Source organism: Halomonas sp. ALS9, assembly GCF_001651035.1.
GTDB lineage: Bacteria > Pseudomonadota > Gammaproteobacteria > Pseudomonadales > Halomonadaceae > Vreelandella.
Map to the genome: position 1 here is coordinate 61,752 of NZ_LXRG01000110.1, position 26,315 is coordinate 88,066.

The window sequence follows — 26,315 nt, forward strand, 5'->3', positions numbered from 1 at the left end:
GAAACAAATTCATGGCCGAAGGGTGTGGAACCTTCGTCTAGGTGGGGTAAACTGTTGCGCCTGTCGTTGCGAATGCGGCACGCATAATGAGAAGGAGAATACCCGCCATGCGTTTTGTTCCACAGTTTACCGATGGCCAGGAGTTTCCCCACCCGTTGGGCAAGGTTGTCTGCATCGGCCGTAATTATGCCGACCATGCGAAAGAGCTGGATAATCCGGTTCCCACTGAGCCGCTGCTGTTCATTAAGCCGTCGACCAGCGTTGTGGATCTGACCAAGCCGTTGGATCCGCCGTTTTCACGCGGCGACGTACATTATGAAGTTGAGCTTGCGCTGTTAGTGGGTGAAACCTTAACCCATGCCACCCTGGATGAAGCCGAGCGCGCGATTGTCGGTATTGGGTTGGCGATGGATTTAACCCTGCGTGATGTACAGACCAAGCTGAAAGAGAAGGGGCACCCTTGGGAAATCGCCAAAGCCTTTGATGGCGCTTGCCCGCTTTCGTCGTTTCTGCCGCTAAGCCGAGTGCCCAACTGGAACGCGCTCGCTTTTACCCTTGAGATTGATGGGGAAGAGCGTCAGCACGGCGAAGGTTCCGATATGATTTTTGCTGTCCCCACGCTGGTGGCTGAAATGAGTCGCCACTTTACCCTGGAGCCGGGCGATGTAATCTTAACCGGCACGCCTTCTGGCGTTGGGGAGCTGGTTCGTGGTTCATCGCTGCGCTTAACCTTGACCGGTGGTTTGGAAGTCGAAACCAGCGTCGTCGAGTAACTAAATAGTTGACCCACAAACAGTGAAGCAGATAGCCCGCCACAAGCATTCGCTATCGTTATCAATAGAAACGCCACCCGTTAACCACAGGTGGCGTTTCTTTTTTTGGGCCGTTTAAGCCAACCTATCTAGGCAGTCCATTTAAGCCAAGCTGTTCGAGGCTGTTCAAGATAGACCATTCAAAAAAGCTCACTCAAGATAGGTATAGCCTTCCAGCCCTTCGCTTAAGCTGGCCGCAAAGCGGGCCTGCTCGTCGGCAGAGAAGCCGCTTGCGGCTAGCTGGTCGGTGAGCTTCTGCTTGAGCACGTTGGCATTGAAGTTGACGTAGGCCAGCACCTGGGCCACCGAGTCCCCGGCCAGGGGATTGGAGAGCGTCCACTCGCCGTCTGCATTGAGCGCAGCGTCAACGGAGTCGGTGTCGCCGAACAGGTTATGCAAATCGCCAAGGATCTCCTGATAGGCGCCCACCAGGAAGAAGCCTAACCAGCGCTCGTCGTCTGATGGCCATTCAGGCAGCGGCAGGGTGCTCTCGACCCCTTGGCCGTCGACGTAGCTGTCGATGCGGCCGTCGGAATCGCAGGTGATATCCTGAATCACCGCCCGTCGGGTGGGGGCCTGATCAAGCCCGCTCAACGGCAGCACCGGGAATATCTGCTCGATCCCCCAAACGTCAGGGACAGACTGGAACAATGAGAAGTTAACGAACAGCTTGTCGGCTAGTTTCTCCGCCAGCTCGTCCATGATTTCACGATGGGCCCGGTTGCGGGTATCAAGCTGGGTACGCAGTCGTGCGCAGGCAGCCATGTACACCCGCTCGCCTTCGGCGCGGGCGGTAATATTACTCAAGCCCATTACAAAGCGTTCCTGCAACTCACTTACCGCCTGAAGCAGGTCGTGCCAGGCTTCTACCAGCATGCGTGGTTCTTGAGCGGTAGCGAGTTGCTCGAACACCCGCCACAGAAGCTCCACTTGGGTATCTTCTTGAGAGTGCTGCTCAGGTGGGGTGTCGTCGATACGCTCTTCGCCAATCACGTTGGTGATCAATACCGCGTGGTGGGCGGTCAGCGCACGGCCCGATTCGCTGATCAGATGGGGCTGTGGCAGGTTCGTTTCTTGGCACAGCTGGGCAAAGGCACTCACTACGTTACGGGCGTATTCACGCATCGAGTAGTTGGCCGAGCAGAAGCTACGCGAACGAGTGCCTTCGTAGTCGATTCCCAAACCGCCGCCGACGTCTACAGTGTCAATCGGTGCACCCAGTTCCATCAGATTTTGATAAAAGCGCGCGCATTCGCGTAGGCCGCGCTGAATATCGCGGATATTGGCGATCTGGGAGCCCAAGTGGAAGTGCACCAGCTGCAGGCTTTCCAGCGCATTCTCGCGACGTAGGGTGTCTACGACCTCTAGAATCTGGCTGGCGGTGAGACCAAACTTGGATTTTTCACCGCCGGTATTCTGCCACTTGCCTTTACCCACCGAGGCTAGGCGGGCACGTAGGCCTATGCGGGGCGTGACCTCCAGCTCTCGGGCTTCTTCTAGGATCAACTGCAGTTCGGAGAGCTTTTCGACCACCAAGTAGACCTTGTGGCCCAGCTTCTCCCCTAGCAACGCCAGACGCACGTATTCGCGGTCTTTATAGCCGTTACACACAATGAGCGAGGAGCCGCTGTCGGAAAGCGCCAGGACAGCCAGTAGTTCTGGCTTGCTGCCCGCTTCGAGCCCCACCCGGCCATTGCCGCGCTCAGCGGTCGCCAGAATTTCTTCGACCACCCGACGCTGCTGGTTGACTTTAATCGGGTAAACCGCAGTGTAGCCGCCCTGATAGTCGCAGTCGCTCATGGCAGCATCAAAAGCACCGCACAGCTGCTCTACCCGGTCATGAAGAATATCGCTAAAGCGCACCAGCACCGGTAGGCGCAGCCCGGCTGCTTGCAGTTGGCGAACCAGGCCGCTAAGCGGCAGCGCCGGGCCTTCCGCATCGCTACCCAGCGGGCGTACCAGGGCCTGACCGTGGTCATCCACGTCGAAGTAGCCGCTACCCCATTGATCGATATTCCAGGTGCGCCGTGCGCGCAGGGCAGGGCTAGTCGTTGCCATCACACTCATGCAGACACCTCAGGCAGCGGCAGTGCACCGTGGGCAATGCGCGCATTTAAAATAGTACGGAAACGCTCCGGATCGTGGGGCGTCAAGTCGTGAGCTGGCGGGTCAACATAGACCACCAGTAAGCGCGACAGCCAGTAGCGCAGCGCTGTCATGCGCAGCATGGTCGGCCACAGCTCCCGTTCAGCCGCGGTTAATGGGCGGCGCGCTTGATAAGCGCTTAATAACGTATCGTGGCGCTCTAAATTAAGCGTGCCATCCTCGTTAGAGGCCCAGTCGTTGATCACAATCGCCAAATCAAACAGCAGATCGCCGGTGCAGCCATTATAAAAGTCGATAATACCGCCGAGCTGATCCCCCTCGAACAGAGTATTGTCGCGGAACAGGTCACCATGCAGAGCACCCTGGGGCAGCTCACCGTGTTGGCTGAAGGCGCTTTCGAAATCGTCGACTTCGTCCTTCATCAGCGTTTGATCAGCGGGACTTATGTAGCTCAATACCTTGTGGTGCATCACGTGCAGCCAGTTGAGATCCCGCGGATTCGGGCGGTGGCCGGGGAAGCGCTTCGATACCACGTGCATACGACCCAAAGTGTCACCTAAGGCTTGGCATTGGGCTAAATTGGGCGCTTCCGGATGACGGCCAGGCAGGCGCGGGAATAGCAGCGCTGGCTTGCCCTCCAGGCTATGCAGCGCGATACCTTCACGGTCGTGCACCGTACCCGGCACCGGTAAGCGGTGCTCGTCCAAATAGTCGAGCAGTTCAACAAAGAACGGCAGCTCCTCGTGTTCGCCTTGCTCAAAAAGGGTCAGTACAAGTTCACGGCGGTCGGTGGTCACAAAAAATGTCGAATTCTCGGTGCCGTTTGCGACGCCCTGTAGGGAAACGAAACTGCCAACATCAAATTTTTCTAAAAACGCAGCGACCTGTGCGTCGCTAAGCGGGGTAAATACAGCCATGAGAGTCTCGCCCAGGTTGCTAAGCCCGTTATTGTAGCGGCTTGGCCGCTTAGTTGGCAGCGTTGTTGTGTTAACAGAGAGGAGTTTGACTCTGCAGGCGGCCAGCGCAGCGGGTATCATGTGAGCAACTCTTTTTAAACAATCCTATTTAACAATGGAACTTGGTTATGGCTCGCGCTCCAATCGTTCTCGTCGATGGCTCTTCTTATCTTTACCGTGCCTTTCATGCGCTACCGCCGCTCACGACCTCCAATGGTCAGCCGACGGGCGCGGTGAAAGGCGTGTTGAATATGCTCAAACGGCTGATCAAGGATTACCCCGAAAGCCCCATGGCGGTGGTATTCGACGCGCCGGGTAAAACCTTCCGTGATGATATGTACAGCGACTATAAAGCGCATCGCCCGCCCATGCCCGATGATCTGCGCAGTCAGATTGCGCCGCTGCACGCCTGCGTGAAAGCGCTGGGCCTGCCATTACTGTGTATTGAAGGTGTCGAAGCGGACGATGTGATTGGTACTCTGGCCCATCACGCTACCCAGGCGGGGCGCGACGCGGTGATCTCCACCGGCGATAAGGATATGGCGCAGTTGGTCAATGCCCATATCACCCTGGTTAACACCATGAAGGATGAAACCTTGGATGAGGCGGGCGTGGAAGAGAAATTTGGTCTTCCTCCAGCGCTGATTATCGACTTTCTCGCCCTAATGGGTGACAAGGTCGATAACATTCCTGGCGTGCCCGGCGTGGGTGAAAAGACTGCGATTGGTCTGCTGCAAGGCATGGGCGGCGGGCTGGAGACCATCTACGGCGATTTAGAGCGAGTCAAAATGCTCACTTTCCGGGGCGCGAAAACGCTGCCCAAGAAGCTTGAGGAACATCGCGAACAGGCGTTTCTCTCCTATCAGTTGGCGACCATCAAGGTCGACTGCGAGCTGCCAGTGGGCTTGGATGACTTGGATATCGCCCACCCGGATCGTGAAGCGCTGGTCACCCTGTATAAAGAGATGGAGTTCCGCCAGTGGCTGGGTGAGTTGCTGGAAGGCAAAGACGAAGGTGTGGATGATGTGAAAGGCGGCGAGCCTGCGCCCGTGAGCGCTGATGAGGCAGAGACCAAGTCCGAAGCGTCGAGCGCTGCTGAAAAAACGTCTGTGCGTGAAGACCACGTTATTCTCGAACAGGCAGACTTTGAGGCTTGGCTTGCGCGGCTACAAAACGCCGAGCGCTTCTGTTTTGATCTGGAAACCACCAGCCTCAACTATATGGATGCAGAAATCGTCGGCGTCGGCTTGTCGCTAGAAGCGGGGGAGGCGGCCTATATTCCGCTGGCCCACGACTATTTGGATGCCCCCCAGCAGCTTGACCGTAAAACAGTCCTCGCCGCGCTAAAGCCGCTGTTGGAAGATCCTAAAAAAACCAAGATTGGCCAGAACCTTAAGTACGATACTTCGGTGCTGGCCAACTATGCAATCTCCGTTGCCGGGCCTTTTGCAGACACTATGCTGGCGTCGTACGTGCTCAACTCCACCGCTACGCGCCATGATATGGATTCGCTGGCGCTGAAGTATCTGGGCGAAAAGACCATCTCCTTTGAAGAGATCGCCGGTAAAGGCGCCAAGCAGCTGACCTTTAACCAAATTGCCTTGGAGCAAGCGGCGCCTTACGCCTGCGAAGATGTTGATATCACGTTAAGGCTGCAAGAAACGCTGCGCCCCCAGGTTGAGAACGAAGGGCGTCTGGCGGAAGTGCTCGATCATATCGAGCTGCCGCTAATCAAAGTGCTCTCGCGCATTGAGCGCAACGGAGTGGCGGTAGATGCTGACCTACTGTACAAACAGAGCCAGCAGTTAGAAAAGCGCATTGGTGAGTTAGAGCGCGAGGCGTTTGAACTCGCCGGGCGGGAGTTTAACCTGGGCTCGCCCAAGCAGTTGGGGCAGATTCTGTTTGAAGAGCAGAAAATCCCAGTGCTCAAGAAAACCCCTAAAGGTGCGCCCTCTACCGCGGAAGGCGTGCTGGAAGAGCTGGCGCTGGACTACCCGCTGCCGAAAGTGATTATGCAGCACCGGGGGTTGGCCAAGCTGAAGTCCACCTACACCGACAAGTTGCCGCGGCTGCTCAATAAAGCTACCGGCCGAGTGCATACCAGCTACCACCAGGCGGTCACCGCCACCGGGCGGCTGTCGTCATCAGACCCCAACTTGCAAAACATCCCCATTCGCACCGAAGAGGGGCGCAAAATTCGCCAGGCGTTTATTGCCCGCCCTGGCTATCGCATTGTCGCCGCCGACTACTCGCAGATCGAACTGCGCATTATGGCGCACCTTTCCGAAGATAAAGGCCTGCTGGAAGCCTTTGCCGAAGGGCGGGATATCCACACTGCCACCGCAGCGGAAGTCTTTGGCACCTCCCTTGAGAAGGTCTCTGGCGACCAGCGGCGCAGCGCCAAAGCGATTAACTTCGGCTTGATTTACGGTATGAGCGCCTGGGGGCTGTCGCGCCAACTGCATATCGAACGTAACCAGGCGCAGACTTATATTGACCGCTACTTCGACCGCTACCCTGGCGTGGCCCGCTACATGGAGCGCATTCGCTCCCAGGCGGCGGAAGATGGCTTCGTCGAAACTGTATTAGGTCGGCGCCTCTACCTGCCGGAAATCCAGTCGCAAAACCGCAACCGCCGCCAAGGCGCCGAGCGCACTGCAATCAATGCGCCGATGCAGGGCACCGCGGCGGATATCATCAAGCAGGCGATGATCGACGTGGATGCGTGGCTGGCGGAAGGCGAGTTCGATGCGCTAATGGTCATGCAGGTGCATGATGAGCTGGTGTTTGAAGTCGCCGAGAAACAGGTCGAGGCGTTTATCGAGCAGGTGCAAAAACGCATGCAGGGCGCGGCAAAGCTAAAAGTGCCGCTAATCGTCGAGGTGGAGAGTGGTGCCAATTGGGATGAAGCGCACTAACTCCCTAGTCTAATCATTGTTATAAACGAAAAATTGTTATAAACGAAACCCCCGCAGCCATTGGCTGCGGGGGTGGGCTAACCGCGATGGTTAGTCGCGATGCTTCGTTGCGATGATTTGGACTGAGGCTTAACGCCAGCCGACGCGATCAAAAATGCGGATCGCTTCAGGGTTGTTCTCACCCAGTACGCTGATATTCACGTCATCCGTTTTGAAGTTGCCCCAGGATTCCAGCACTGGATCTTTCTTGATGCCTTCGACTACCGGGAACTCGTTGTTGCCGGAGGCAAAGATTTCCTGGGCGGTGTCTGAGGCCAAGTACTCTAGAAAGCGGATGGCGTTGTCGCGGTTGGGCGCACCTTCTACCACACCGGCGCCGCCAACGTTGATGTGGGTGCCGCGGTCATTTTGGTTGGGGAAAATAATGCCCACTTTGCGAGCTGCTTCACGCTCGGCGTCATCGTCAGATTTCAGCAGGCGCACATAGTAGTAGTGGTTGGCTACGCCGATTTCGCACTCGCCGCTGGCAACGCCGAGAATCTGGTCGGTATCGCCACCTTCCGGATCCCGCGCCATGTTGTTAACCACGCCCTGGGCCCACTCTTCGGCACCCTCTTCGCCGTGATGCTCAATCATTGAGGCCAGCAGTGACTGGTTGTAAATGTTGTTGGAAGAGCGAATGCACACTTTGCCTTCAAACTGCGGGTCGGCCAGGTCTTCGTAGCTTTCGATCTGGCTTGGGTCGAAGTTTTCGCGGTTGTAGTAAATCGCCCGGGCGCGCTGACTAAAGCCAAACCACAGGCCGTCAGGGTGGCGCATGGCTTCGGGCAAGCGTTCATTGAGAACGTCTGACTCGATGCTTTGGAAGATACCTTCATCTTCCGCGCGCCAGAGACGGCCTGCGTCGACGGTCATCATGACATCAGCCGGGCTCGCCACGCCTTCGCGCTGAATACGCTCAATCAGTTGGTCGGAGTCGCCTTCAAGCAGGTTGACTTTGATACCGGTCTCTTCAGTGAACGCGTTGTAGAGGGGCTCGTCAGAGTCGTAATGGCGAGCAGAATAAAGGTTAAGCTCGTTTGCTAGAGCGCTGCTAGCAACGGCGGAACCCGCCAAAATGGCGGCGACTGATAGCGTCAGGCGTGCTTTTGTCATCATGAATATCTCCCTTCAGTTTTGATAATAAGTTGCATTATCAGCGGTGAGTATTCAAGCTTTAATCCCCGTTGAGGTCAAGGTGAATGCTAACCAACCGCATTCAACGAAAGGCACTAGACGTGCATCTCATTGCAATAAAAAATACAATGCAAATAACTTTCAAATGTACACAATCCGCGTTTAGTCGTTTGTCGGGCGGTTTGCCCAGCTGCAAAGTGGGGATTTATGACAGCAACCCTGAAGGTCGCCGCGGCGGTGCCTAGTTCATCGGCGTTAACCCTGCATAATGTACGTCATGCCTATGATGGCGATACGGTAGTGAAAGGCGTGGACTTAAGCGTTGCCCCTGGGGAAGTAGTTTGCCTGCTGGGCCCCTCGGGATGTGGGAAGACAACGCTGCTGCGAATCGCGGCGGGTCTTGAAGTGCTGCAAGAGGGCAGCGTTTCCTTGGAAGATATTTATATTGCCGGCCCAGGCCAGCGTCATGTGCCACCGGAGAAGCGCAATGTTGGACTGGCGTTCCAGGACTCGGCACTTTTCCCCCACCTAACCGTATTGGAAAATGTCACCTTTGGGCTTAAACATTTAGCCTCTCGCGAGCGTCGCGAGCGGGCGTCACAGCTGCTTGATCAGTTGGGTATGGCCGCCTATGCCGATGTTTACCCGCATATGCTTTCTGGTGGGCAGCAGCAGCGGGTGGCGCTGGCGCGGGCGCTGGCGCCATCGCCGCGTTTAATGCTGTTGGATGAGCCGTTCTCAAGCCTGGATGCGCGTCTACGCGACCGCATTCGCGACGATACCCTCCACGTGCTGAAAAAGGTCGGCGCGGCGACGCTGCTGGTGACCCACGACCCTGAAGAAGCCATGTTTATGGCCGATCGCATCGCGTTGATGCGGGATGGACGAATCGTGCAGACCGGAACGCCCCGCGAGCTTTACTGCGCGCCTCAAGATCCTTTTGTAGTAACCTTTTTTGGCGACGTCAATGAGCTACAGGGCAAGGTACATAATGGCGCTGTGAACACGCCAGTGGGGCGGGTGCCTGCCCCCGGATTAGCCGAGGGCAGCGACGCGCAAATCATGATTCGCCCCGAGGCGCTGCGTATTGTTGAGCGCGACTTGCCTGCTGATGCCCATCGCCATAGCCATGTGGTAATGGCGAAACTTCTTGGGCGCACCAGCCTGCTGCACCTGTGTGCCCATGGCGAAAACGGCCTTGAGGCCCACCTGCACGCTCGCGTACCCGGGGTGTTTCTACCCGCAGAAGGCCAGCCGGTGGATATTCACCTCGACCTTTCCCAAGTATTTGTTTTCCCGCTCACGGCGTAATGCTTCATCAGGACTGAGCGCCGGGGCGTGAACGGCGCATGGCCATGCTAAGCAGAATCACCGGCAGGATACCCACCACCACAATGGCCAGCGACGAGGTGGAGGCTTCGGCCAGACGCTCGTCCGAAGCGAGGTTATGCGCCCGCACCGCCAGAGTGTCGAAGTTGAAAGGTCGCAGAATAATCGTCGCGGGCAGCTCCTTCATGACGTCGACGAAGACTAAAATCCCTGCCGCCAGCAGGCTGCTGCGCATCATCGGTGTATGAATATGGCGCAGCGTGCCCCCCGCGGTTTGCCCCAGGGTGCGCGATGCGGCATCCATGCTGGGGGTGACTTTGCCCAGACTGGCCTCAACGGCATTGAACGAAACGGCTAAAAAGCGCACCACGTAGGCGTATAGCAAGATAAACGCTGACCCACTGAAGATCAGACCGATAATGTAGCCATAGTGGTTATTCAGCCAAGTGTTGAGGGCGTTATCCAACCAGGCAAACGGAATCAGAATACCCACCGCAACCACCGAGCCCGGAATCGCGTAGCCCATGGAGGCTACCCGGGAAGCCACCCGCGCAAAGGTCGTATCGTGCATGCGTACGCCGTAGCTAAGCACAACGGCTAAGCCCACGGCGATTAGCGCGGCCACGGTTGCCAGCCCCAGGCTGTTCCAGGCGTAGCCGATAAAACGCGTGCCCCACAGCGAATCGCCCCCCTGCAGCGCTAAATTGAGTAGAATGCCGCTAGGTAGTAAAAAACCCACCAACACCGGCACCAGACAGGCCAGCGTTGCAGCCACAGCGCGCCAGCCGTGCAGCGCGTATTCGGGTAACTGCTGATAGCGATTGGTGGTATGGAAATAGCGGCGCTTGCCCCGCGACCAGCGCTCCAGTAGCACTAATACAATCACGAAGGTGAGCAGGCACGCCGCCAACTGCGCCGCCGCTACCTGTTCGCCCATGCCAAACCAGGTGCGGTAGATACCGGTGGTAAAGGTATCCACGCCAAAGAACTGCACGGCACCGAACTCGTTGAGAGTCTCCATTAATACCAGCGATACACCACCTACTAGCGCCGGGCGCGCCAGCGGCACGGCGACGCTGGCAAACAGTTTCCAGGGGCCGCGCCCTAGCGTACGGCCTACATCCAGTACGCATACAGATTGCTCAAGAAACGAGGCGCGAGCCAGCAGGTAAACGTAGGGGTAGAGCACCAGGGTAATCACCGTTGCGGCGCCGCCGAGGGAGCGAATATTGGGAAAGTAGTAGTCGCCATAGCCCCAGCCAAATGTCTCGCGCAGCAGGGTCTGGAATGGCCCGGCAAACTGCAAAAAGTCAGTGTAGGCGTAGGCGATCACGTAAGTGGGCACCGCCAATGGCAGCAGTAGCGCCCACTCGAAGAGCCGTTTGCCGGGAAAGCGGCACATCACCACTAGCCAAGCCGCCCCGGTACCGATGATCAGCGTGCCAAGTCCTACGCTCACGACCAGCCAGAAGGTATTGTTTAAATAGCGGCCCAGTACGGTGCTGGCCAGGTGTTGCCAAACGCCATCGGTGGGCATCGCGATATGGGCAAAAACCACCAGTACGGGCAGCGCAACCACGAACGCTACCGCAATCAGGGCAATTGACCAGGGGGTAGCGCGACGGCTAAGCGAAGAAGAGAAGGCGAATAGCCCGCGATAGCCGGATCTGAACAAGCGAACACTCCTTGCATTGACGGAAAGCAGTCGTGGAAAGCCGGAAAGTAGCGCAGCACACTGAATGCGAAATAGTGACGGGCGTGAATAGTAGCATTGGCGCTGCTCTGCTGCAGCTTTGCAGGCCCGACAACATTACAAAAAAAGCCCGCCAAGGCGGGCCATAATGGTTGGTCGTTAAGCCTGTGAGGTGTGGCGACCTAGTAACCTCCTAACAGCATGCTAGGCAGGCCCGTAATCAGCCACGGGAAGAAGGCCATCAGCGTACACGCCAGTAGAATCAGCGCGACGAAGGGCACGACCGCTTTGTAGAGGTGGACGATTTCGACCCCAGGCGGTGCGACACCTTTTAAGTAGAACAGTGCGTAGCCAAAGGGCGGCGTCAGGAACGATGTTTGCAGCACTACCGCCACCATTACCACGAACCAAAGCATATCCACGCCCATGGTTTCGACGATGGGCAGCATGATTGGGAAGCTCAGCAAGACAATGCCCGTCCAATCCAGGAACATCCCCAGGATAAACACCAGGAACAGCATCAGGATCAGTGCCCCAATGGTGCCGCCGGGCATGGCCAGTACCAGCTCGCTGATCACGGTCATACCGCCCCCGCGGGAGAACACGCCGGTAAAGGCCGTGGCGCCCACTAGCACGAGCATTACCATCGTGGTGGTTTTGCCCGCTTCGATCATCGTCCAAAAACAGGTGGAGACTTTACGGTCACCGAAAATCAAAAACAGAATAAAGGCGATAAACACGCCGATGGCCGAGGCCTCGGTGGCCGTAGCGACGCCGGTAAATAGCGCGCCCAGCACGCCCAGAATCAACGCCATGGGCGGGAGCACGTACTTCGCCAGCATAATCAGTAGCTGCTTAGTGCTGACTTCCGCGCGCTCTTCTGGCGGTACTTTGGGGCCGTAGCTGGGTTTGATATAGCAGATAATCAACACATAGAGTGCATACATGACCCCGAGCAGCAAACCGGGAATCAGCGCGCCTGCGAACAGTGCGCCTACGGAAACCGGTGAGTAGCTGGCCATAAGGATCAGCATAATGCTGGGCGGAATCAAAATCCCCAAACAGCCGCTGGCCATAATGACCCCAGCGCTGAGTTCTTTGTTGTAGCCATACTTGAGCATGGGAACCAGGGCAATCATGCCCATCACCGCAATCGAGGCGCCAACGATGCCGGTGGTGGCCGCTAGCAGTACCGAAACGATCACCACGGTAAGCGCCAGGCCACCACGCAGGTTCGCCAGTAGTAAACGCATGGCGTCAAACATCTTCTCGGTTACGCCGGAGTCGTTTAAGAATCGCGCCATTAGGATAAACAGCGGTATCGCCACCAACACATAGTTGTCCATGGCGTTACCGAAAATATTGTTGATCAGGGTGCCGAGGATGCGCTCGCCGGGGCCAAGAAAGGCACCGATAACCGCTACACCGCCCAGCACAAACGCCAGCGGGTGGCCCATAAACAGCCCGATCATAAGGCCACCAAACATCACCAGCGTGAGTAATTCAGGACTCAGGTTCATGCTGATGTCTCCTCGCGAAGCTGCATGATGGCACGCAGCACAATGGCAATGGCCTGCAGCAAGATCAGAATAGCAGCGACCACAATCACCCCTTTAATTGGGTAGACCGGGATCGAGACCATGCCATAGGTGGTTTCACCGCGGCTCCAGGCGCGTTCAAAGAAGCTCCAGCCCAGGGTGATCAGCATCCAGATAAAGGGGACAAAGAAAATCAGATAGCCGAGTACGTCGAGCACGGCTTGCTTTCTACGCGATAACAAGCGCTTCAGTACGTCGACTTCCACATGGGTGTGATGTTTTAGCCCATAGGCCGCCATCAGCATAAAGTGGGCGCCAAACAGCATTTTGGTGACGTCAAAGGCCCAATCGCTGGGGCGCCCAAATAGAAACCGTGACGCAATGTCGAACAGAACAATCAGGGTAATGATGGCAATCAATGGAGCGATGATGCGCCCGAAGGCTTCATTGATGGCATCGATCGCCTTAGCAATCGCATTCATGGAAGATCTCCGCGGTCAGCACAAAAAACCGCCCCGGAAGCCGAGGCGGCACAGAAGCGCCTTACAGGCAGGCTTCGATCTCTTCCAGTGAGGGCAGATTGTCCATCACGCGGCTCATATTGTAGGGTGCGGAAACATCGCGCCAAGTCGCATAGTGCTCAAGATAGGCAATCATCGATTGGTAGACTTTGGCATGGTCAGGGTCTTCGCAAGCGCCGCGCAGAATAACCTCGTTGGTGACCTCCTGGATGCGTGCCAGATCCTCTTCAGAGAACTGGTTGATCGTCACCCCCGCGTCAATAAATTTCTGGGTGGCTTCGGTAGACTGGCGCTCTGACCAGGCTAATGACCAAGCCATGGTGGCGTCTGCCGCAATACGCAGGGTCTCTTGGGTCTCTTCGGAGAGCGCATCCCAGGCGTCTTTATTGATCATTACGCCAAATACGCTAGCCGACTGGTGCCAGCCGGGGGTTGCCCAGTAATCGGCCACTTCGGCAAAGCCGGCATTAAAATCAACCCCCGGGGTGGAGAACTCACCGGCATCGATAACGCCGCGCTCAATGGCTTGGTAGACTTCACCGCCTGCCAGGGTGACTTGTGAGCCGCCCAGTTCTTCGAGTACGCGGCCCTGGTCGCGGCCCGACAGACGTAGACGCTTGCCATCTAAATCGGCAATGCTCTCAATTGGAGTGCGGCCCATAAAGCCCGACTCATTGTTGGTAATGCCGTAGGGGAGATAAACCATGTTGAACTGGCCATAAATCTCTTCGTACAGTTCGCGGCCGCCCCACTGCTGAATCCAGTTGAGGTAGTCAACGCCATTAAACAGGCTGGTGGTGGTCGCCAGTGGCGAGAAGGCGGGGTTTAAGCCTGCCCAGTAGCCTGGCCAGTCGCCTGCGGCTTCAATGCTGCCCGTTTCAGTGGCGTCAAATACTTCGGTGCCGGGCATTAGCGTTCCGCCTGCGCGGAAATTGATCTGCAGCTCTTCACCCGCCAGTTTGTTGACTAGTTCCACCCAGTGCTGGTCAATCTTGATTAGATCAAGGTTTTCCGGCCAGGTGGTGGTCATTGTCCACTCTTCTTGTGCTTGGGCGGTGGTCGTTAACGTAGCGAAGGCAATACCAGCAGCGAGGCCGGTGAGGGAGAATTTGGTCATTTTTTTCATGATGTATTTCCTGGTTTGGCGTGTGGCGTTATTAGTGTTGGTTACCTGAATGCAGGAAAGTGCAGCACTGTTGAGTTACGTTTACGTAAACAAGCGTTGTTAGCGCTGCAGAGCTAAATTAGCACAACAACCCCGCTGCGGTGCAATATCAGTAATGTAAGCAGTGTTATCTATCGATTCTTATAAAAAATTTCATATGTTCAATATAAACAGCGGGTTATAGAGTGTTTTGAGAAAAAAAGAGAGGGGGGGAATCGCTTCACAACGTTGAAAGTAGTTAAATTGTTCAACCAAAGTTGTAAGTAAGAAGCTTGCCTGAAGCGCTCTTCGGCACGCTGATAGACGAAATAGGCTAACGTAATGGGAAGCAGCCGCGCTGGAGTAGGAAAATATTTGCTCAATAGTCACGTGTTAGATAACCCACAGCAAGCGCGAGTGGTGGCCACATTAGTGCATCACGCACGGCGTTTAGCCCGCCGCCGATGGCGTCAGCTAGTGTGGCTAAGCGGCGATGCTTCGCAGTGCCGCTCAATGGCACAGGCGCTATGGCAAGCCCACACCTGGCAAGCGCCGCTGTGGGTGGGAGACGAACACCTCTCGCCACGCAAGGCGCGCATGCGCCTGGGGGCAGAACACCAGTTGATAGTGCTCGACACTCACGGCAGCGGGTTTGATCCCGAGGCGCTGGGGGCGCTGGCGGGAACGATCACCGCCGGCGGTCTGCTGGTATTGCTTACACCGCAGCCGTGGGAGGAGTCGCCTGACCCGGACTACGCGCGTTTTGCCGATCACCCCTGGCATTGGTCCGAGCTGAGTTGCCACTACCTTTCGCGCTTGGCGCGTCAGTTGCAGGCTTCACCTAAGGTAGTGCGCTGGCGCGTTGATCAGTCGTTGCAGCTGCCTTACCTGCCTTTGTGCAAGGTAGACGACACGGGAACAGCTGATAGCGACTGCTCGACCGCAGATCAGGCCTGCGCGGTGAAACAACTGGTTGGTTTGAAACGCCGCCGTCCACTGGTGATGACTGCAGACCGTGGGCGTGGCAAAAGCGCCGCGCTGGGTATCGCCTGCGCACGGCTGCTAATGGGCAAAACCCAACGAATCGTGATTACTGCGCCGCGGCTGAGTGCAGTGGAAAGCGTGTTTGAGCGGGTGGCGGCACTTTGCCCAGACGGTCGTCGCGTTACCCCTGGCCAGTTTGTGCTTGCCCAGGGCAGCGAGCTGATTTTTTTACCTCCGGATGTGCTTACCGAGCAGATCAACGCCCAACGGCAGGGCGGTGATGGCAGTTATTTAATGGTCGATGAGGCGGCAGCAATCCCCGCAGCGCTGTTGGGGCACTGGCTCAGCGCCTTTCCTCGGATTGCTTTCGCCACCACGGTGCATGGTTATGAGGGTTCCGGAAGGGGGTTTGCGCTACGCTTTCGCGTGACCCTGGAGCGGCTGACACCCCAATGGAAAGCGCTGACGTTGAATGCCCCCATCCGTTGGCATAGCGGCGACCCGCTGGAAGCCCTGGTTAATCAACTGCTGTTGTTAAAAGCGCCACTGCCCATTGCGCAGCCGGATGATAGCGCAGTAGTAACGCAGGTGGTTGAGCGTGGCTGGCTTGCCCAGCAAGACGTCGCGCTGGAAAAACTGTTTGGCCTGCTGGTGCAGTCCCACTACCGCACCTCTCCCAACGACCTGCGCCAACTGCTTGACGGTCCAGCTACCCAGCTACGCACGATAGAGCAGGCAGGCGAGCCTCAGGCTGTACTGGTCACTCGGGAGGAGGGTGGCTTTGAGGCAGCCCTTGCCGATCAGGTGGCACGCGGTGAGCGTCGCCCCCAGGGGCATTTGTTGGCGCAGTCGCTGGCGACTCACGCTGGTAGCCGCACGGCGCTAACGGCCCGTTGGCGGCGGGTAGCGCGTATTGCGACGCACCCCGAGCGGCGTCGCCAAGGCTTGGGGCAAATGCTGCTGCAAGAGGATATGGTCGCCGCCAGGCAGCAGGGGGTTGCACTTTATGGCGCGACTTTCGGCGCTGAGGCATCGCTGCTACGCTTTTGGCTGGCGCAGGGGTTTACCCCGGTACGCTTAGGGTTTAGCCGGGAAACATCCACCGGTGAGTTCGCTGTTATGGTGGCGAAAGCGCTGAATGCGGAAGGCGAGGCGGTGCTGGCTGACCTCATTGAGCGCTTTCAGGCAGGTTTACCCGGTTTGCTGGCATTTGAGCTAAAGACGCTGCCGGCCGCGGTGCTGGTATTGCTACTCGCTCAAATACCGAGCGTTTCGCTAAGTGACCGCGAGTGGCAGGATATTGAGGATGTGGCCACCGCCCATCGCGACCCCGCCCTTGCCCGCCCGGCGCTGCAAGCCTTGGTCCGGGAAGCCAGCCACCGCAGTTTAAGCGAGCCACAGCAGCAGGCACATCAACAGCTAGCCGCCTGGGCGTTTCAAAATAGTGCCCTGGCGGATGCCCATAATGACGCCCTCAAAGCCCTACGCCTCGCTGTGAATAGCCTCATTGAGGTAAAGTAGGCCGGTTATCGATAATGAAGAGTCTTTATGAACGCACATCTTGACGCGCTTGAGCCCTCATTGGTTTGGCGCCACTTCCGAACGCTGTGTAATACGCCGCGGCCTTCTGGGCATGAGGCGGCACTGGTGGCTACCCTCGAAAGCTGGGCCGATGCCCAAGGCCTCGCCCACGACCGCGATAGCTTCGGTAATTTACGTCTACGTAAACCGGCCTCTGTCGGCTGCGAACAGGCGCCCGGCGTTGTGCTTCAGGGTCACCTGGATATGGTAGCCCAAGCCAATAGCGGCCACGCTCACGATTTTACCCGCGATCCGATTAGCACCTATGTAGCCGACGGCTGGCTGCACGCCGATGGCACCACCCTGGGGGCTGATAACGGGCTAGGCGTGGCGGCGATTCTCGCCGTGCTGGAAGATCCTGACCTTCGCCACGGCCCGCTGGAAGCACTGTTTACCCTGGAGGAAGAGACCTCCATGGGGGGCGCGCTTAACCTGGCTGAGCACTGGCTCGAAGGTTCGCTACTGCTCAACCTGGATAGCGAGGATCGGGGGCAGGTCTATATTGGCTGTGCGGGCGGGGCTGACGTGGAAGTGGATGCACAACTGCCTAGTGCCGCTGTTGGTGACCATGAGAGGACTATTGAGATCGCCTTGACCGGCCTGAAGGGTGGCCACTCCGGCGCGGATATCCATAAACCGCTGGGGAATGCCAACCGGTTGTTGGTCAGGGTGCTGCGCTCCCTTGAGGCATTTGATGCGCGCTTGATTAGCTATCACGGCGGCACCTTACGCAATGCGATCCCACGGGAGGCTTTTGCTCAAGTGGCGCTGCCTGCCGATGAAGTAGACGCCGCGATAGTATCAATCGCCGGGTTGGAAAAGACTCTGTTAACCGAGTTGGGCAGTGGTGATAGTGGCCTTAGTATCAACGCCCAGCGTTTGGCTGAGACGCCCACCGCGGAGCCGTTAACCCTGGATGCCAGCGTAATGCTACTGGCCGCACTTCACGCCGCCCCCTGTGGGGTCGAGCGGATGAGCGCCGATGTGCCGGGGGTGGTAGAAACCTCCAATAACCTGGGCGTACTAAGCCTGGAAAATGGGCGGCTGCACCTCTGCGCCCTGGTACGCTCACTGCACGACAGCGCGGTGGTCGCGATGGCGGATCGCTTTAAAGCGTTGTTTGGGTTGGTCGGTGCACGGGTAAAAGTGGAAAACAGCTACCCGGGCTGGGCGCCTAATCCTGACGGCGCACTGTTGGCGACCTTTAACGCGCGCCATGCGGCGCTGCTGGGCCGCGAGCCGGAGGTGAAGGTCATCCACGCGGGGCTTGAGTGCGGTATTCTTGGCAGCAAATACCCGCAGCTGGATATGATCTCCTTTGGACCACTGATTCGCGGCGCCCATTCACCGGATGAGCGGGTCGAGTTAGCCTCGGTGGAAGAGTTCTGGTCGCTGCTGCGGGCGTTGATTGAGGATCTTGCTGAGCAACGTTAGTCCGCGTCTGCAATCGATAAGTGCAACGAAAACGGCACCCACAATGGGTGCCGTTTGACGTCAATATGAATAAAAACCTTTTAAACGCTTATTTACTCAGGTATGCATTAAGCATCCAGATGGTTTTTTCCTGTTCGCGGATGTAGTCACCGGCTTGCGCCGCGGTGCCTTCATCGTCGGCGTCAGAGGCAAGCGACAGCAGTTCACGCTGCAGCTCAATAATCGTTTGGTACCCTTTGAGCACGCCTTTGACACAGGTGTTGCCGTCGTGAACGTCTTTGTCTTCCTGAATACGTGATAGCGTTACGTAGTCGCTGTAAGCGTGAACCGGTTTGTGGCCTAGGGTCAGGATACGTTCGGCAACCTCGTCCACTTTGGTCAGCAGGTCGGTGTAGAACTCTTCAAACTTGGCGTGCAGCTCAAAAAAATCGTTACCACGTACATTCCAATGGTAGCCGCGCACGTTCATATAGAAAATTTGGTAATTAGCCAGCAGGTGGTTAAGTTTTTCGGCGAGTTGACTAGCGCTACCTTCGTGTAGGCCAATGCTATTAGTATCCGTCATATCCTGCTTCCTCTTTATGCCGCAGTGTTTATGCAACAGTACTCATGCAACAGTATTGATGTCGCAATGGGCGGCGGTTAATGCGTGTAACCAGAATAGGGTGCCTTAGCGCCAGTGTGAAACAAGTTTTTTGCATCGCTGCCATAGCTCTTTGGTATAGCTTTTCGATATAGCTCTTTGGCATCAGTGTTTCGACATCTGTGCTTTGACATTATCAGCACTTCGACGTTATGTCGTCGCCGACACCCTTTGGTTACTGCATTAGATGCTGGCGATAAGGGCTTTTTTCAAGGGCTGCACATGTTGTTTTAAGGTCTATTTTAAGGTCTATGCACCCACAGCCGCAGCAGGCTTTCGCAGCGTGCTTCCAGTAGTTCAGCGGTGCGCGGTAGCGCATCAGATAAAGCCATGGGGCCATCGGCCAGCGCAAACGCTGCCGTTACGCCTTCGTCAAAGCAGGCCTGCCAGCCATCGCCTAAGCTGCCTGCCAGCACGATAACCGGTTTGTGAAGGCGCTTGGCGGCGCGGGAAACGCCAATCGGGGTTTTGCCAGACAAGCTTTGGCCATCCAGGCGCCCTTCACCGGTGATGATCAAGTCGGCACGGGCCAAAAGCGTGGCCATATCTGCCTGCTGCATAATCATCTCAATACCGGGCTTTAACGTGGCATTTAAAAACGCCTTGGCTGCAAACCCCATACCGCCCGCGGCGCCTGCGCCCGGCAGCGTTCGGAAATCATCGCCTAATGCATGCGCGCTGATATCGGCGAAGTGGCCAAGCGCACGATCCAACTGCTCAACCTCTTCAGGCGATGCCCCTTTTTGCGGGCCAAATACCGCGCTGGCCCCGCGTTCGCCCAGCAGCGGATTGTCTACATCAACGGCGGCCTCCAGGGAAAGCTTGGCTAACCGCGGGTCTAGCCCGCCAAGTTCCAAGCTCGCCAACTGGCTAAGCGCGGCACCGCCGGGCGCCAGCGGTTGGTCGTTTTGATCCAAAAAGCGCGCGCCCAGTGCCTGAAGCATGCCTGCTCCTGCGTCATTGGTAGCGCTGCCGCCGAGCAGTAAAAGTGCTTTTTCAGCGCCTTGGTTCAGCGCCGCCAGCAGCAGTTCGCCCACGCCAAAGGTGGAGGTGTGCAGCGCATTGCGCTCCTCGGCCTCAAGGTGCTGTAAACCACTGGCTTCTGCCAGCTCAATAAACGCGGTACGCTGGTCGCTCAGCCAGCCCCAGGCTGCTTGGCGAGGGCGCCCCAGGGCATCATGAACGTTGAGCTGGCGCCGCTCAGCGCCGGTAGCGGCGATTAGCGCATCCAAGCTGCCTTCGCCGCCGTCAGCCAACGGGCAAACCTGAACATGCGCTTCAGGCATGGCGCGCTGTACGCCCCGCGCCATGGCGGCCGCGGCGTCTTGGGCGCTGAGCGCATCTTTGAAGCTGTCGGGGCAAAGCAAAACATTCATTAGCACGTTCTCCGCAAAACAGTGTCTTCATTACAATGTCATTTCATTTAAGCATGACTAGCTTCGGCGAGCTAAACCAGCGGCCTCGTCCGTTAGAGGATCTAACATGAAGTCGATACCCATAAGCTTAACCTGTCTGCTAGCACTTGCTGGCTGCCAAGCAATTCCTGATCGCCTGCCGCAAGCGGAACCCGCGCCTGCGGCGGCGTGCTATTTTCCCGTCGCACAAGAGCGGGCGCTGGAAACCAGCGTTGAGGTGCTCACTGAGTGGGGCTTCACCTTGAATTCTACTGATACCAACTTGGGGTTGGTTAGCGCCAGCCGCGAACGTCCGCTACACGGCTATTATGACCCTTACGATGATGCCTATGGCTATGGGCGCGGAATGCGGGTCTTTGGTGGCTTGGGTATCGGCCGAGGTTCCGGTGTGGGGTTCGGTATAGGTAGCGGTTTTGGCGGTGGCGTAGGCCAGCAGCCGGTGGAGTCTGAGCGAGTGTCGCTACTGGTTGACGATGCGCATATACGCATATCCCGTGATATTCGCCGCTTTGATCACTGGGGTGATCTACGCGAATCCTACAGTGCCAGCAACGACGATTTCTGTCAGCGTTTTCAAACCCGCTTTGCCCAAAGTGCCCCCGCAACCGGGAGGCCGTTATGAAGATTCGCCACTGGTTGTTAATCGGACTATTGGGTGGATTAGCCGGCTGCGCGACAACAACGCCCCTGGAGCCTCGTGAGTTGGCTTATAGCACTTCATCTGAAGAGACCTTTCGCGAAGCCGTCGAGCTGATGGTGGAGCAGGGTTATGTGGTACGCCATGCGGATCTATCGTTGGGGCGGGCGGAAGCATCGCTGGCCCGCTGGCCGGAGTACCGGCTGCAACTGCAGGTGAGCGATGAGGGCAGTGGTAGCCGCGTGCGGGTGTCGGCGTTGAGGGGTAGCCAACCACTGCCGCCCCAGTTGCTCGACCCTTGGCTGGTCGCCTTGCAGCATAAGCTGGGAGTTGCGCCATGAAGTGGACTGGTAGCGCAGTCGCCGTTTTGTTGACCATGAGTAGTCTGCTGGTCAGCCCCTATGCTCGTGCCCACCCTCACGGCTGGATCGATCTGAGTGTACGGGTCATCACCGATGATCAGGGCGTAGTGAGTGGCCTGCATCAAACCTGGCGGATGGATCCTTTCTACAGTCTGGTGGTTTTTGAAGAGCTGCAACAGGTGGAAAACGCCAGTTTGGAGGAGGGGCTGGATCAGCTTGGCAGAGAGATTCGCGATAATCTCGCCGCGCAGCATTATTTAACCGAAGTGAAAATCAACGGCGAGCCCCAGGCGCTGGGCGAGGTAAGCGAATATACCGCTATGGAACGCGATGGGCGGCTAACCTTTATGTTTATTCTGCCGCTGGCAACACCACAGCCACTGACAGACGCTTTGCTGACTTACCAAGTGTTTGACCCTACCTACTACATCGAAGTGGTGCACGAGGAGGAGGGTGGCCAGCCCCAGGATGACGCGCTGATACTACACGGCGAGCCGGACTGTGAGTTGGCTATCCTCCCTGCTGATCCAGATCCTGAAATGGTGATGCAGGCGGCGCTGCTCGATAAGGATGAGAGTGGTGAGCCAGGCTTGGGACGCTATTTTGCTGAAACTGGCCAAGTTGATTGCCGCTAGCCGTTATTTAAGGCGTGCTTGTCACGCTCAACCTATCGACTATAAATGTTTTTATGTTACTTTGTAACAATTTGGCGGTGGAGCGGTAAAATGTCATTAACACGGCCGTTTAAACGACATTTAGGGTTAATGCTGGGTCTGCTGCTGGTCGCAGTAGTGCTCATCATCGTGTGGCAAGGCGGATTTCAGAGCGTGAGCTATCAGCTACTCGGTTGGCAGCGGGATCTGCACCGTTCGCTGACATTGGCGATTACCGAACTTTCACGTACCCCCACCATGGCGACATGGGTGAGCCTGCTAAGCATTAGCTTCGCCTACGGCGTGTTTCATGCTGCTGGGCCGGGGCATGGTAAAGCCGTCTTGGCGACTTACTTAGCCACCCACGGCGGTGCGGTCAAGCGTGCTTTGGGCCTATCGTTCGCTGCCTCGTTACTGCAAGGGGTGACCGCCATAGTGCTAGTCGTGGTGTTGGTGTATGGCTTGGGTTGGGTGACTCGGCAAGCCATGGGCAGCGTTGCCTGGGTGGAGCAGGCCAGTTTTTTATTGGTGGCGGCCTTGGGTGGGTGGCTATGTTGGCGAGCTGTAAAGCAACTACGGCAAGCCTACCAGCCAGGGCGAACGGCTCATTTGCACGGCCCAGCCCATGAGCATCATCAAGACCACAGCCATGAACATAGCCATGACCACAGCCACTGTTGCGGTGGAGCTCACCATATTGAGCCGCAGCAGGCGTTGGATTTGCGGACAGCGGTGATGACAGTCGGGGCCATTGGTATGCGTCCCTGCAGCGGTGCCGTGCTGATGGTAGGAGCGGCCAGCTTGCTGGGCCAGTTTGAGGTGGGCGTGGCCTCGGTAGTGGCCATGTCGATAGGCACTGGAATAACGGTGTCAGCGCTCGCGCTGGCGAGCATTTTTGCTCGAAGCTGGGCTCAGCGGCGCCTATCCAAGCAGCAGCACAGCCAACGTAGCGTGCAAAAAGCCACCGGCTGGGTAGCCTTGGCTGGCGGTGCCTTGATAGTGGTGCTGGGTATTTCACTTAGCGTGGCGGGCGTCGCCCAGCCTGCTAGCGGGCCGCTTCTTAACGATCCGCCTGCGCGGCAAGGCCATCCATTAACGGGGTAACGGTTAAACTACATATCAAGTCCATCGATAAGCGCCAGCAGTTGGTCGCGTAACTGCGCCTGACCATCCAGATCGTAGGGTTTAGCTGAGCCGTTGCCCCACACGGGAGCCGGCCAGGTTGCATCACCGTGCCGTCGGATCACCACGTGCACATGCAGCTGGCTAACCACATTGCCTAGCGTGGCAATATTAACTTTGTCCCCTCCCAGCGTTGCTTTCATGGCATTGCCTAACTGGTTGGCCTCACGCCAAAGCTGCTGCTGGTCGTGAGCCGAAAGCTCAAACACTTCACTGATAGAGGCGTGGCGTGGCACTAGAATCACCCAGGGGTAGCGCGCGTCATTCATTAGCAGCAGGCGGCTTAGCGGGAGGTCTGCGATGGGTAAGGTGTCGGCAGCAAGGCGTTCATCTAGCTCGAAATTGATCAAATGTAAGGCTCCAGTCAGCGGTTTAGGTGATTGTTAGTATAGTCGCCGCGAGGTGACGCAGGGAAAACGAGCGCGATTGCCAAAACGCTGTTACCCTGAAAAAACTCCCAACTGGCAAATTAATTTGCCAGTGGAGTTCCCCGATGTTGAATAACTCGTTAAGGAGAACGGAAAATGAAAAAAATATTGGCCATGAGCTTTATGCTGCTGATGACAGCGGGTGTGCTAACAGGTTGCAATACCATCGCTGGCGCTGGCCAGGATGTGCAAGAAGGCGGTAAAGCCGTCCAAGATGCAGCTGAATAAATAAGTAAGACTGCGTTTTAGCGTAAGTGGTACCCCACGAGCTAGGCTAACGCCTAGCTCGTGGGGTTTTATAGCCTATCCTCATAACCTTCTTTTGGAGATTCAAGGATGAAACCCCGTATTACCCTGGTTAAGTTTGCCGCTGTTAGCGCCTGTGCGCTGCTGCTAACGGCCTGTGTCAGTTCCCAAATGCCGATTTCCCCTGCCAGCGACAACGTCGACGCAGCACCACCGCCGCCCACAGTAGCGCCAAACGGTTCCAGTGATGAGCAGGCTGCCAGCTGTGATCTAGACGCTATTCAATACGCTATCGGTGAACCCTTCAATGAGGCTAGCTTTTCGCAGTTAAAAAGCGCTAGCGGTGTTCAACAAGTGCGCGTGTTGCGGCCTGGCGATATGGCCACTATGGATCACCGACCGGATCGCTTGAACATTCATCTTGATGATCAAGATGGCATTGAAGCGCTGCGCTGCGGCTAACCTAAGATCAGTACAACGCAGGCGGCGGTCAGTATCCCCATGGTGATGTTGAACGCCCGCCATGCGTTATCCGTTTTGATCCACTGGCCAATCGCACTACCAAAGGCGGCCCATAGCGCAATACAAGGCAGTGCTACCATTTCAGCAAAGCCTGCCAGTAGCAGCGCATTAAATACCGGTTGGCCACTTTCGGGTAGAAAGCCCGCCATCAATGCTAGCCCCATTACCCACGCTTTTGGATTGGCGAATTGAAATGCCGCTGCCTGCCAAAATGTAAACGGTACGCTATGAGCTTGGGCGTTAAGATTGGGCGGCGGCGCGCTGGCTATCTTCCATGCTAAATAGAGCAAGTAGGCGCTGCCAAGCCAGCGCAGCGCGGTTTGAATCGCTGGGTAGCGTTCAAATAGCACGCCCAGCCCCAGCGCTATGCCTGCAAAGAGTAAAAAGCAGCCCCCTAAAATCCCCCACATATGCGGCAGCGTGCGCTTAAAGCCGAAGTTGGCACCAGAGGCGGTGAGCATAACGTTATTAGGCCCAGGGGTAAGCGTCATCGACATCATATAGAGCGCGGCCGGGCCGAGAATTAACCATTCGCTGTTCATTTTATTGTATCCATACAATTTTGGATTGAAGGTTGCTTTAAAGCGGCTATTGTTAGCATAATGGGGATTAAATTGACGTCAAAGGTTTTATTGTCACCATGACAATGTGGGTGCCTTCGCTAGCTGAGTTTTCTAGTCCACGCTACCGCGCTATTGCCAGCGCCATTGAGGCCGCTATAGAGGCTGGGACGCTATTGCCTGGGGAGCGCTTGCCGCCCCAACGCCGTTTGGCGGATGCGCTAGGGGTGACTATCGGTACAGTCACCCGGGGTTACGCTGAGGCTGAGCGCAATGGCTGGGTGTCGGCACGGGTGGGTAGCGGCACTTATGTAAAGAACCAAAGCCAAGACAACGCTGTTAGCCTGACGTTTCCCGCTGACGATACAGACGGTGTGATTGATTTGAGTCTTAGCCTGCCGCCTCCCCATCCGCTGCGGCAGGCGCTGCTGAGTGAAGCACTGCTCGCTTTGGGCCAATCCGGGGCTGCATTAGCGCGCGGTGTCACCTACCAAGATGCCCAGGGGCGTCGTGAGCATCGTGAGGCGCTGGCTCGCTGGTTAAATAGCTTAGGCATGCCACTGGTAGCCGATGAACTGCTGATTACCCAGGGTGGTCAGCACGGTATTAGTCTGGCGCTTAGCACCTTGCTACGACCGGGCGAGCTGCTGGCCGCCGATGCCTTGACCTACCCCGGTGCCATCAGCGCAGCGCAGCAAGGTCATCTCAAGTTGGTGGGGATTGGTCAAGACAGCGAAGGGATGCGCATGGATCTGCTGGAGGCGCAGTGTGCCCGGCAGCCGCCGAGAGCGATTTACCTTACGCCGGAGCAGAACAACCCCACCGGCGCGTGTTTAAGCGCGCCGCGTCGCGAACAGTTGGTGACGCTGGCGAGGCGCTATGATATCTGGCTGATTGAAGACGGTGTTCAATATCTGCCCGCTGAACAGCGTGGTACACCTCTTTATAAGCTTGCGCCGGAGCGTACGCTGTTTGTGTTTAGTACCGCTAAAGTGCTGGCGGGTGGGCTGCGAATTGGCGTGCTGCGTGCGCCTAAGAGTTTGCACGAACGGCTAGCGACTGGCCTGCGCGCCCAAAGTTGGATGGTGCCACCGCTAATGGTCGATGTGGTCTGCCACTGGGTTAATCAGGCTGGGGCTGAAGAATTACTTACCTGGCAGACCCAGGAGTTAGCGGAGCGTCAGCAGTTGGCTGCAAAATGGCTGCAAGGGTTTACCCTAAGCGGGCGTTCCCATAGCAGTAATGTATGGCTAACGCTGCCAGAGGGAAGCCGGGCCGTAGAGCTGTGTGACCGGCTACTGCAGCGGGGTGTCAAGGTAAGCAGCGCGGAGCCCTTTTGTGTGGGCAGTACGCCAGCGCCCCAAGCGATTCGACTATGCATTGGAGCCGCGGCGGATCGCAGCGAGCTCATTCAGGCATTAAGTATCGTCGCCGCCTGTTTGAGCGAGCGTCCGTTAGCCCCCACCACCTTGTGA

Annotated in this window: 23 protein-coding genes; 12 read left to right on the forward strand and 11 right to left on the reverse strand. The window is 57.0% G+C overall.

Annotation, left to right across the window (positions count from 1 at the left end):
- Nucleotides 1-107: 107 nt before the first annotated feature.
- The gene (locus A6R74_RS08495) at nucleotides 108-773 is read left to right on the forward strand and encodes a fumarylacetoacetate hydrolase family protein (protein WP_064234094.1); all 666 of its coding nucleotides are present in this window, start codon (nucleotides 108-110) and stop codon (nucleotides 771-773) included.
- Between the two features lie 189 nt (nucleotides 774-962).
- Here the strand turns inward: A6R74_RS08495 and speA are convergent, their stop codons facing one another.
- The gene (gene speA / locus A6R74_RS08500; RefSeq protein ID WP_064234095.1) at nucleotides 963-2,879 is read right to left on the reverse strand and encodes a biosynthetic arginine decarboxylase; all 1,917 of its coding nucleotides are present in this window, start codon (nucleotides 2,877-2,879) and stop codon (nucleotides 963-965) included.
- The gene (locus A6R74_RS08505; RefSeq protein ID WP_064234433.1) at nucleotides 2,876-3,835 is read right to left on the reverse strand and encodes a homoserine kinase; all 960 of its coding nucleotides are present in this window, start codon (nucleotides 3,833-3,835) and stop codon (nucleotides 2,876-2,878) included. Before A6R74_RS08505 ends, speA begins: the two co-directional genes overlap by 4 nt.
- Nucleotides 3,836-4,002: 167 nt before the next feature.
- Between A6R74_RS08505 and polA the strand changes: the two genes are divergently transcribed.
- Nucleotides 4,003-6,792 carry a DNA polymerase I gene (polA, locus tag A6R74_RS08510; RefSeq protein WP_064234096.1) on the forward strand — a complete coding sequence of 930 codons (2,790 nt, stop codon included), beginning with the start codon at nucleotides 4,003-4,005 and terminating at the stop codon, nucleotides 6,790-6,792.
- 129 nt (nucleotides 6,793-6,921) lie between these two features.
- Here polA and A6R74_RS08515 read toward each other — a convergent pair whose 3' ends face one another.
- Nucleotides 6,922-7,950: a Fe(3+) ABC transporter substrate-binding protein gene (locus A6R74_RS08515; RefSeq protein ID WP_121499370.1), complete on the reverse strand. Its 1,029-nt coding sequence runs from the start codon at nucleotides 7,948-7,950 to the stop codon at nucleotides 6,922-6,924.
- 225 nt (nucleotides 7,951-8,175) lie between these two features.
- Here A6R74_RS08515 and A6R74_RS08520 point away from each other — a divergent pair, with 225 nt between their 5' ends.
- Complete coding sequence (locus A6R74_RS08520) at nucleotides 8,176-9,279, forward strand: ABC transporter ATP-binding protein (RefSeq protein ID WP_064234097.1); 1,104 nt, start codon at nucleotides 8,176-8,178, stop codon at nucleotides 9,277-9,279.
- A 7-nt stretch (nucleotides 9,280-9,286) separates the two neighbouring features.
- Here the strand turns inward: A6R74_RS08520 and A6R74_RS08525 are convergent, their stop codons facing one another.
- The 4 genes from A6R74_RS08525 to dctP all read right to left on the reverse strand — a co-directional run bounded on the left by A6R74_RS08525 (nucleotide 9,287) and on the right by dctP (nucleotide 14,175).
- The gene (locus A6R74_RS08525) at nucleotides 9,287-10,972 is read right to left on the reverse strand and encodes an ABC transporter permease (protein ID WP_064234098.1); all 1,686 of its coding nucleotides are present in this window, start codon (nucleotides 10,970-10,972) and stop codon (nucleotides 9,287-9,289) included.
- A 200-nt stretch (nucleotides 10,973-11,172) separates the two neighbouring features.
- Complete coding sequence (locus A6R74_RS08530; protein ID WP_064234099.1) at nucleotides 11,173-12,510, reverse strand: TRAP transporter large permease; 1,338 nt, start codon at nucleotides 12,508-12,510, stop codon at nucleotides 11,173-11,175.
- Complete coding sequence (locus A6R74_RS08535) at nucleotides 12,507-13,010, reverse strand: TRAP transporter small permease subunit (RefSeq protein ID WP_064234100.1); 504 nt, start codon at nucleotides 13,008-13,010, stop codon at nucleotides 12,507-12,509. The genes A6R74_RS08530 and A6R74_RS08535 overlap by 4 nt, the downstream gene beginning before the upstream one ends.
- Nucleotides 13,011-13,071: 61 nt before the next feature.
- The gene (gene dctP, locus A6R74_RS08540; RefSeq protein ID WP_064234101.1) at nucleotides 13,072-14,175 is read right to left on the reverse strand and encodes a TRAP transporter substrate-binding protein DctP; all 1,104 of its coding nucleotides are present in this window, start codon (nucleotides 14,173-14,175) and stop codon (nucleotides 13,072-13,074) included.
- A 360-nt stretch (nucleotides 14,176-14,535) separates the two neighbouring features.
- Between dctP and A6R74_RS08545 the strand changes: the two genes are divergently transcribed.
- Together A6R74_RS08545 and A6R74_RS08550 are read left to right on the forward strand one after the other, a co-directional pair.
- Entirely contained in the window at nucleotides 14,536-16,698 is a 2,163-nt protein-coding gene (locus A6R74_RS08545; RefSeq protein ID WP_082906636.1) for a tRNA(Met) cytidine acetyltransferase TmcA, read from the forward strand.
- Between the two features lie 27 nt (nucleotides 16,699-16,725).
- Nucleotides 16,726-18,192, forward strand: a complete 1,467-nt coding sequence (locus A6R74_RS08550) for an aminoacyl-histidine dipeptidase (RefSeq protein ID WP_064234103.1) — start codon at nucleotides 16,726-16,728, stop codon at nucleotides 18,190-18,192.
- Between the two features lie 88 nt (nucleotides 18,193-18,280).
- On the opposite strand, the gene A6R74_RS08555 is transcribed toward A6R74_RS08550, so the two are convergent.
- The gene (locus A6R74_RS08555) at nucleotides 18,281-18,757 is read right to left on the reverse strand and encodes a Dps family protein (protein WP_022522067.1); all 477 of its coding nucleotides are present in this window, start codon (nucleotides 18,755-18,757) and stop codon (nucleotides 18,281-18,283) included.
- A 320-nt stretch (nucleotides 18,758-19,077) separates the two neighbouring features.
- A complete protein-coding gene (locus A6R74_RS08560; protein WP_064234104.1) occupies nucleotides 19,078-20,211 on the reverse strand; it encodes a glycerate kinase in 1,134 nt (377 codons plus the stop codon).
- A gap of 106 nt (nucleotides 20,212-20,317) precedes the next feature.
- Between A6R74_RS08560 and A6R74_RS08565 the strand changes: the two genes are divergently transcribed.
- The 4 genes from A6R74_RS08565 to A6R74_RS08580 all read left to right on the forward strand — a co-directional run bounded on the left by A6R74_RS08565 (nucleotide 20,318) and on the right by A6R74_RS08580 (nucleotide 23,006).
- Nucleotides 20,318-20,872, forward strand: coding sequence for a hypothetical protein (locus A6R74_RS08565; protein ID WP_064234105.1), 555 nt, complete (start codon nucleotides 20,318-20,320; stop codon nucleotides 20,870-20,872).
- Entirely contained in the window at nucleotides 20,869-21,228 is a 360-nt protein-coding gene (locus A6R74_RS08570; protein WP_064234106.1) for a hypothetical protein, read from the forward strand. Before A6R74_RS08565 ends, A6R74_RS08570 begins: the two co-directional genes overlap by 4 nt.
- Nucleotides 21,225-21,884: a DUF1007 family protein gene (locus A6R74_RS08575; RefSeq protein WP_064234107.1), complete on the forward strand. Its 660-nt coding sequence runs from the start codon at nucleotides 21,225-21,227 to the stop codon at nucleotides 21,882-21,884. The genes A6R74_RS08570 and A6R74_RS08575 overlap by 4 nt, the downstream gene beginning before the upstream one ends.
- Before the next feature lie 90 nt (nucleotides 21,885-21,974).
- Nucleotides 21,975-23,006 (forward strand): nickel/cobalt transporter, encoded by a 1,032-nt coding sequence (locus tag A6R74_RS08580; RefSeq protein WP_064234108.1) that lies wholly within the window; start codon nucleotides 21,975-21,977, stop codon nucleotides 23,004-23,006.
- 8 nt (nucleotides 23,007-23,014) lie between these two features.
- Here A6R74_RS08580 and A6R74_RS08585 read toward each other — a convergent pair whose 3' ends face one another.
- Complete coding sequence (locus tag A6R74_RS08585; protein WP_064234109.1) at nucleotides 23,015-23,434, reverse strand: HIT domain-containing protein; 420 nt, start codon at nucleotides 23,432-23,434, stop codon at nucleotides 23,015-23,017.
- Nucleotides 23,435-23,608: 174 nt separating this feature from the next.
- Here A6R74_RS08585 and A6R74_RS08590 point away from each other — a divergent pair, with 174 nt between their 5' ends.
- Nucleotides 23,609-23,740: an entericidin A/B family lipoprotein gene (locus A6R74_RS08590; protein WP_064234110.1), complete on the forward strand. Its 132-nt coding sequence runs from the start codon at nucleotides 23,609-23,611 to the stop codon at nucleotides 23,738-23,740.
- 108 nt (nucleotides 23,741-23,848) lie between these two features.
- The gene (locus A6R74_RS08595) at nucleotides 23,849-24,220 is read left to right on the forward strand and encodes an I78 family peptidase inhibitor (RefSeq protein ID WP_064234111.1); all 372 of its coding nucleotides are present in this window, start codon (nucleotides 23,849-23,851) and stop codon (nucleotides 24,218-24,220) included.
- Here A6R74_RS08595 and A6R74_RS08600 read toward each other — a convergent pair.
- Nucleotides 24,217-24,822, reverse strand: coding sequence for a LysE family translocator (locus A6R74_RS08600; protein WP_064234112.1), 606 nt, complete (start codon nucleotides 24,820-24,822; stop codon nucleotides 24,217-24,219). The two genes, A6R74_RS08595 and A6R74_RS08600, sit on opposite strands and share 4 nt — an antisense overlap.
- Nucleotides 24,823-24,920: 98 nt before the next feature.
- Here A6R74_RS08600 and A6R74_RS08605 point away from each other — a divergent pair, with 98 nt between their 5' ends.
- Nucleotides 24,921-26,315, forward strand: a complete 1,395-nt coding sequence (locus A6R74_RS08605) for an aminotransferase-like domain-containing protein (RefSeq protein ID WP_064234113.1) — start codon at nucleotides 24,921-24,923, stop codon at nucleotides 26,313-26,315.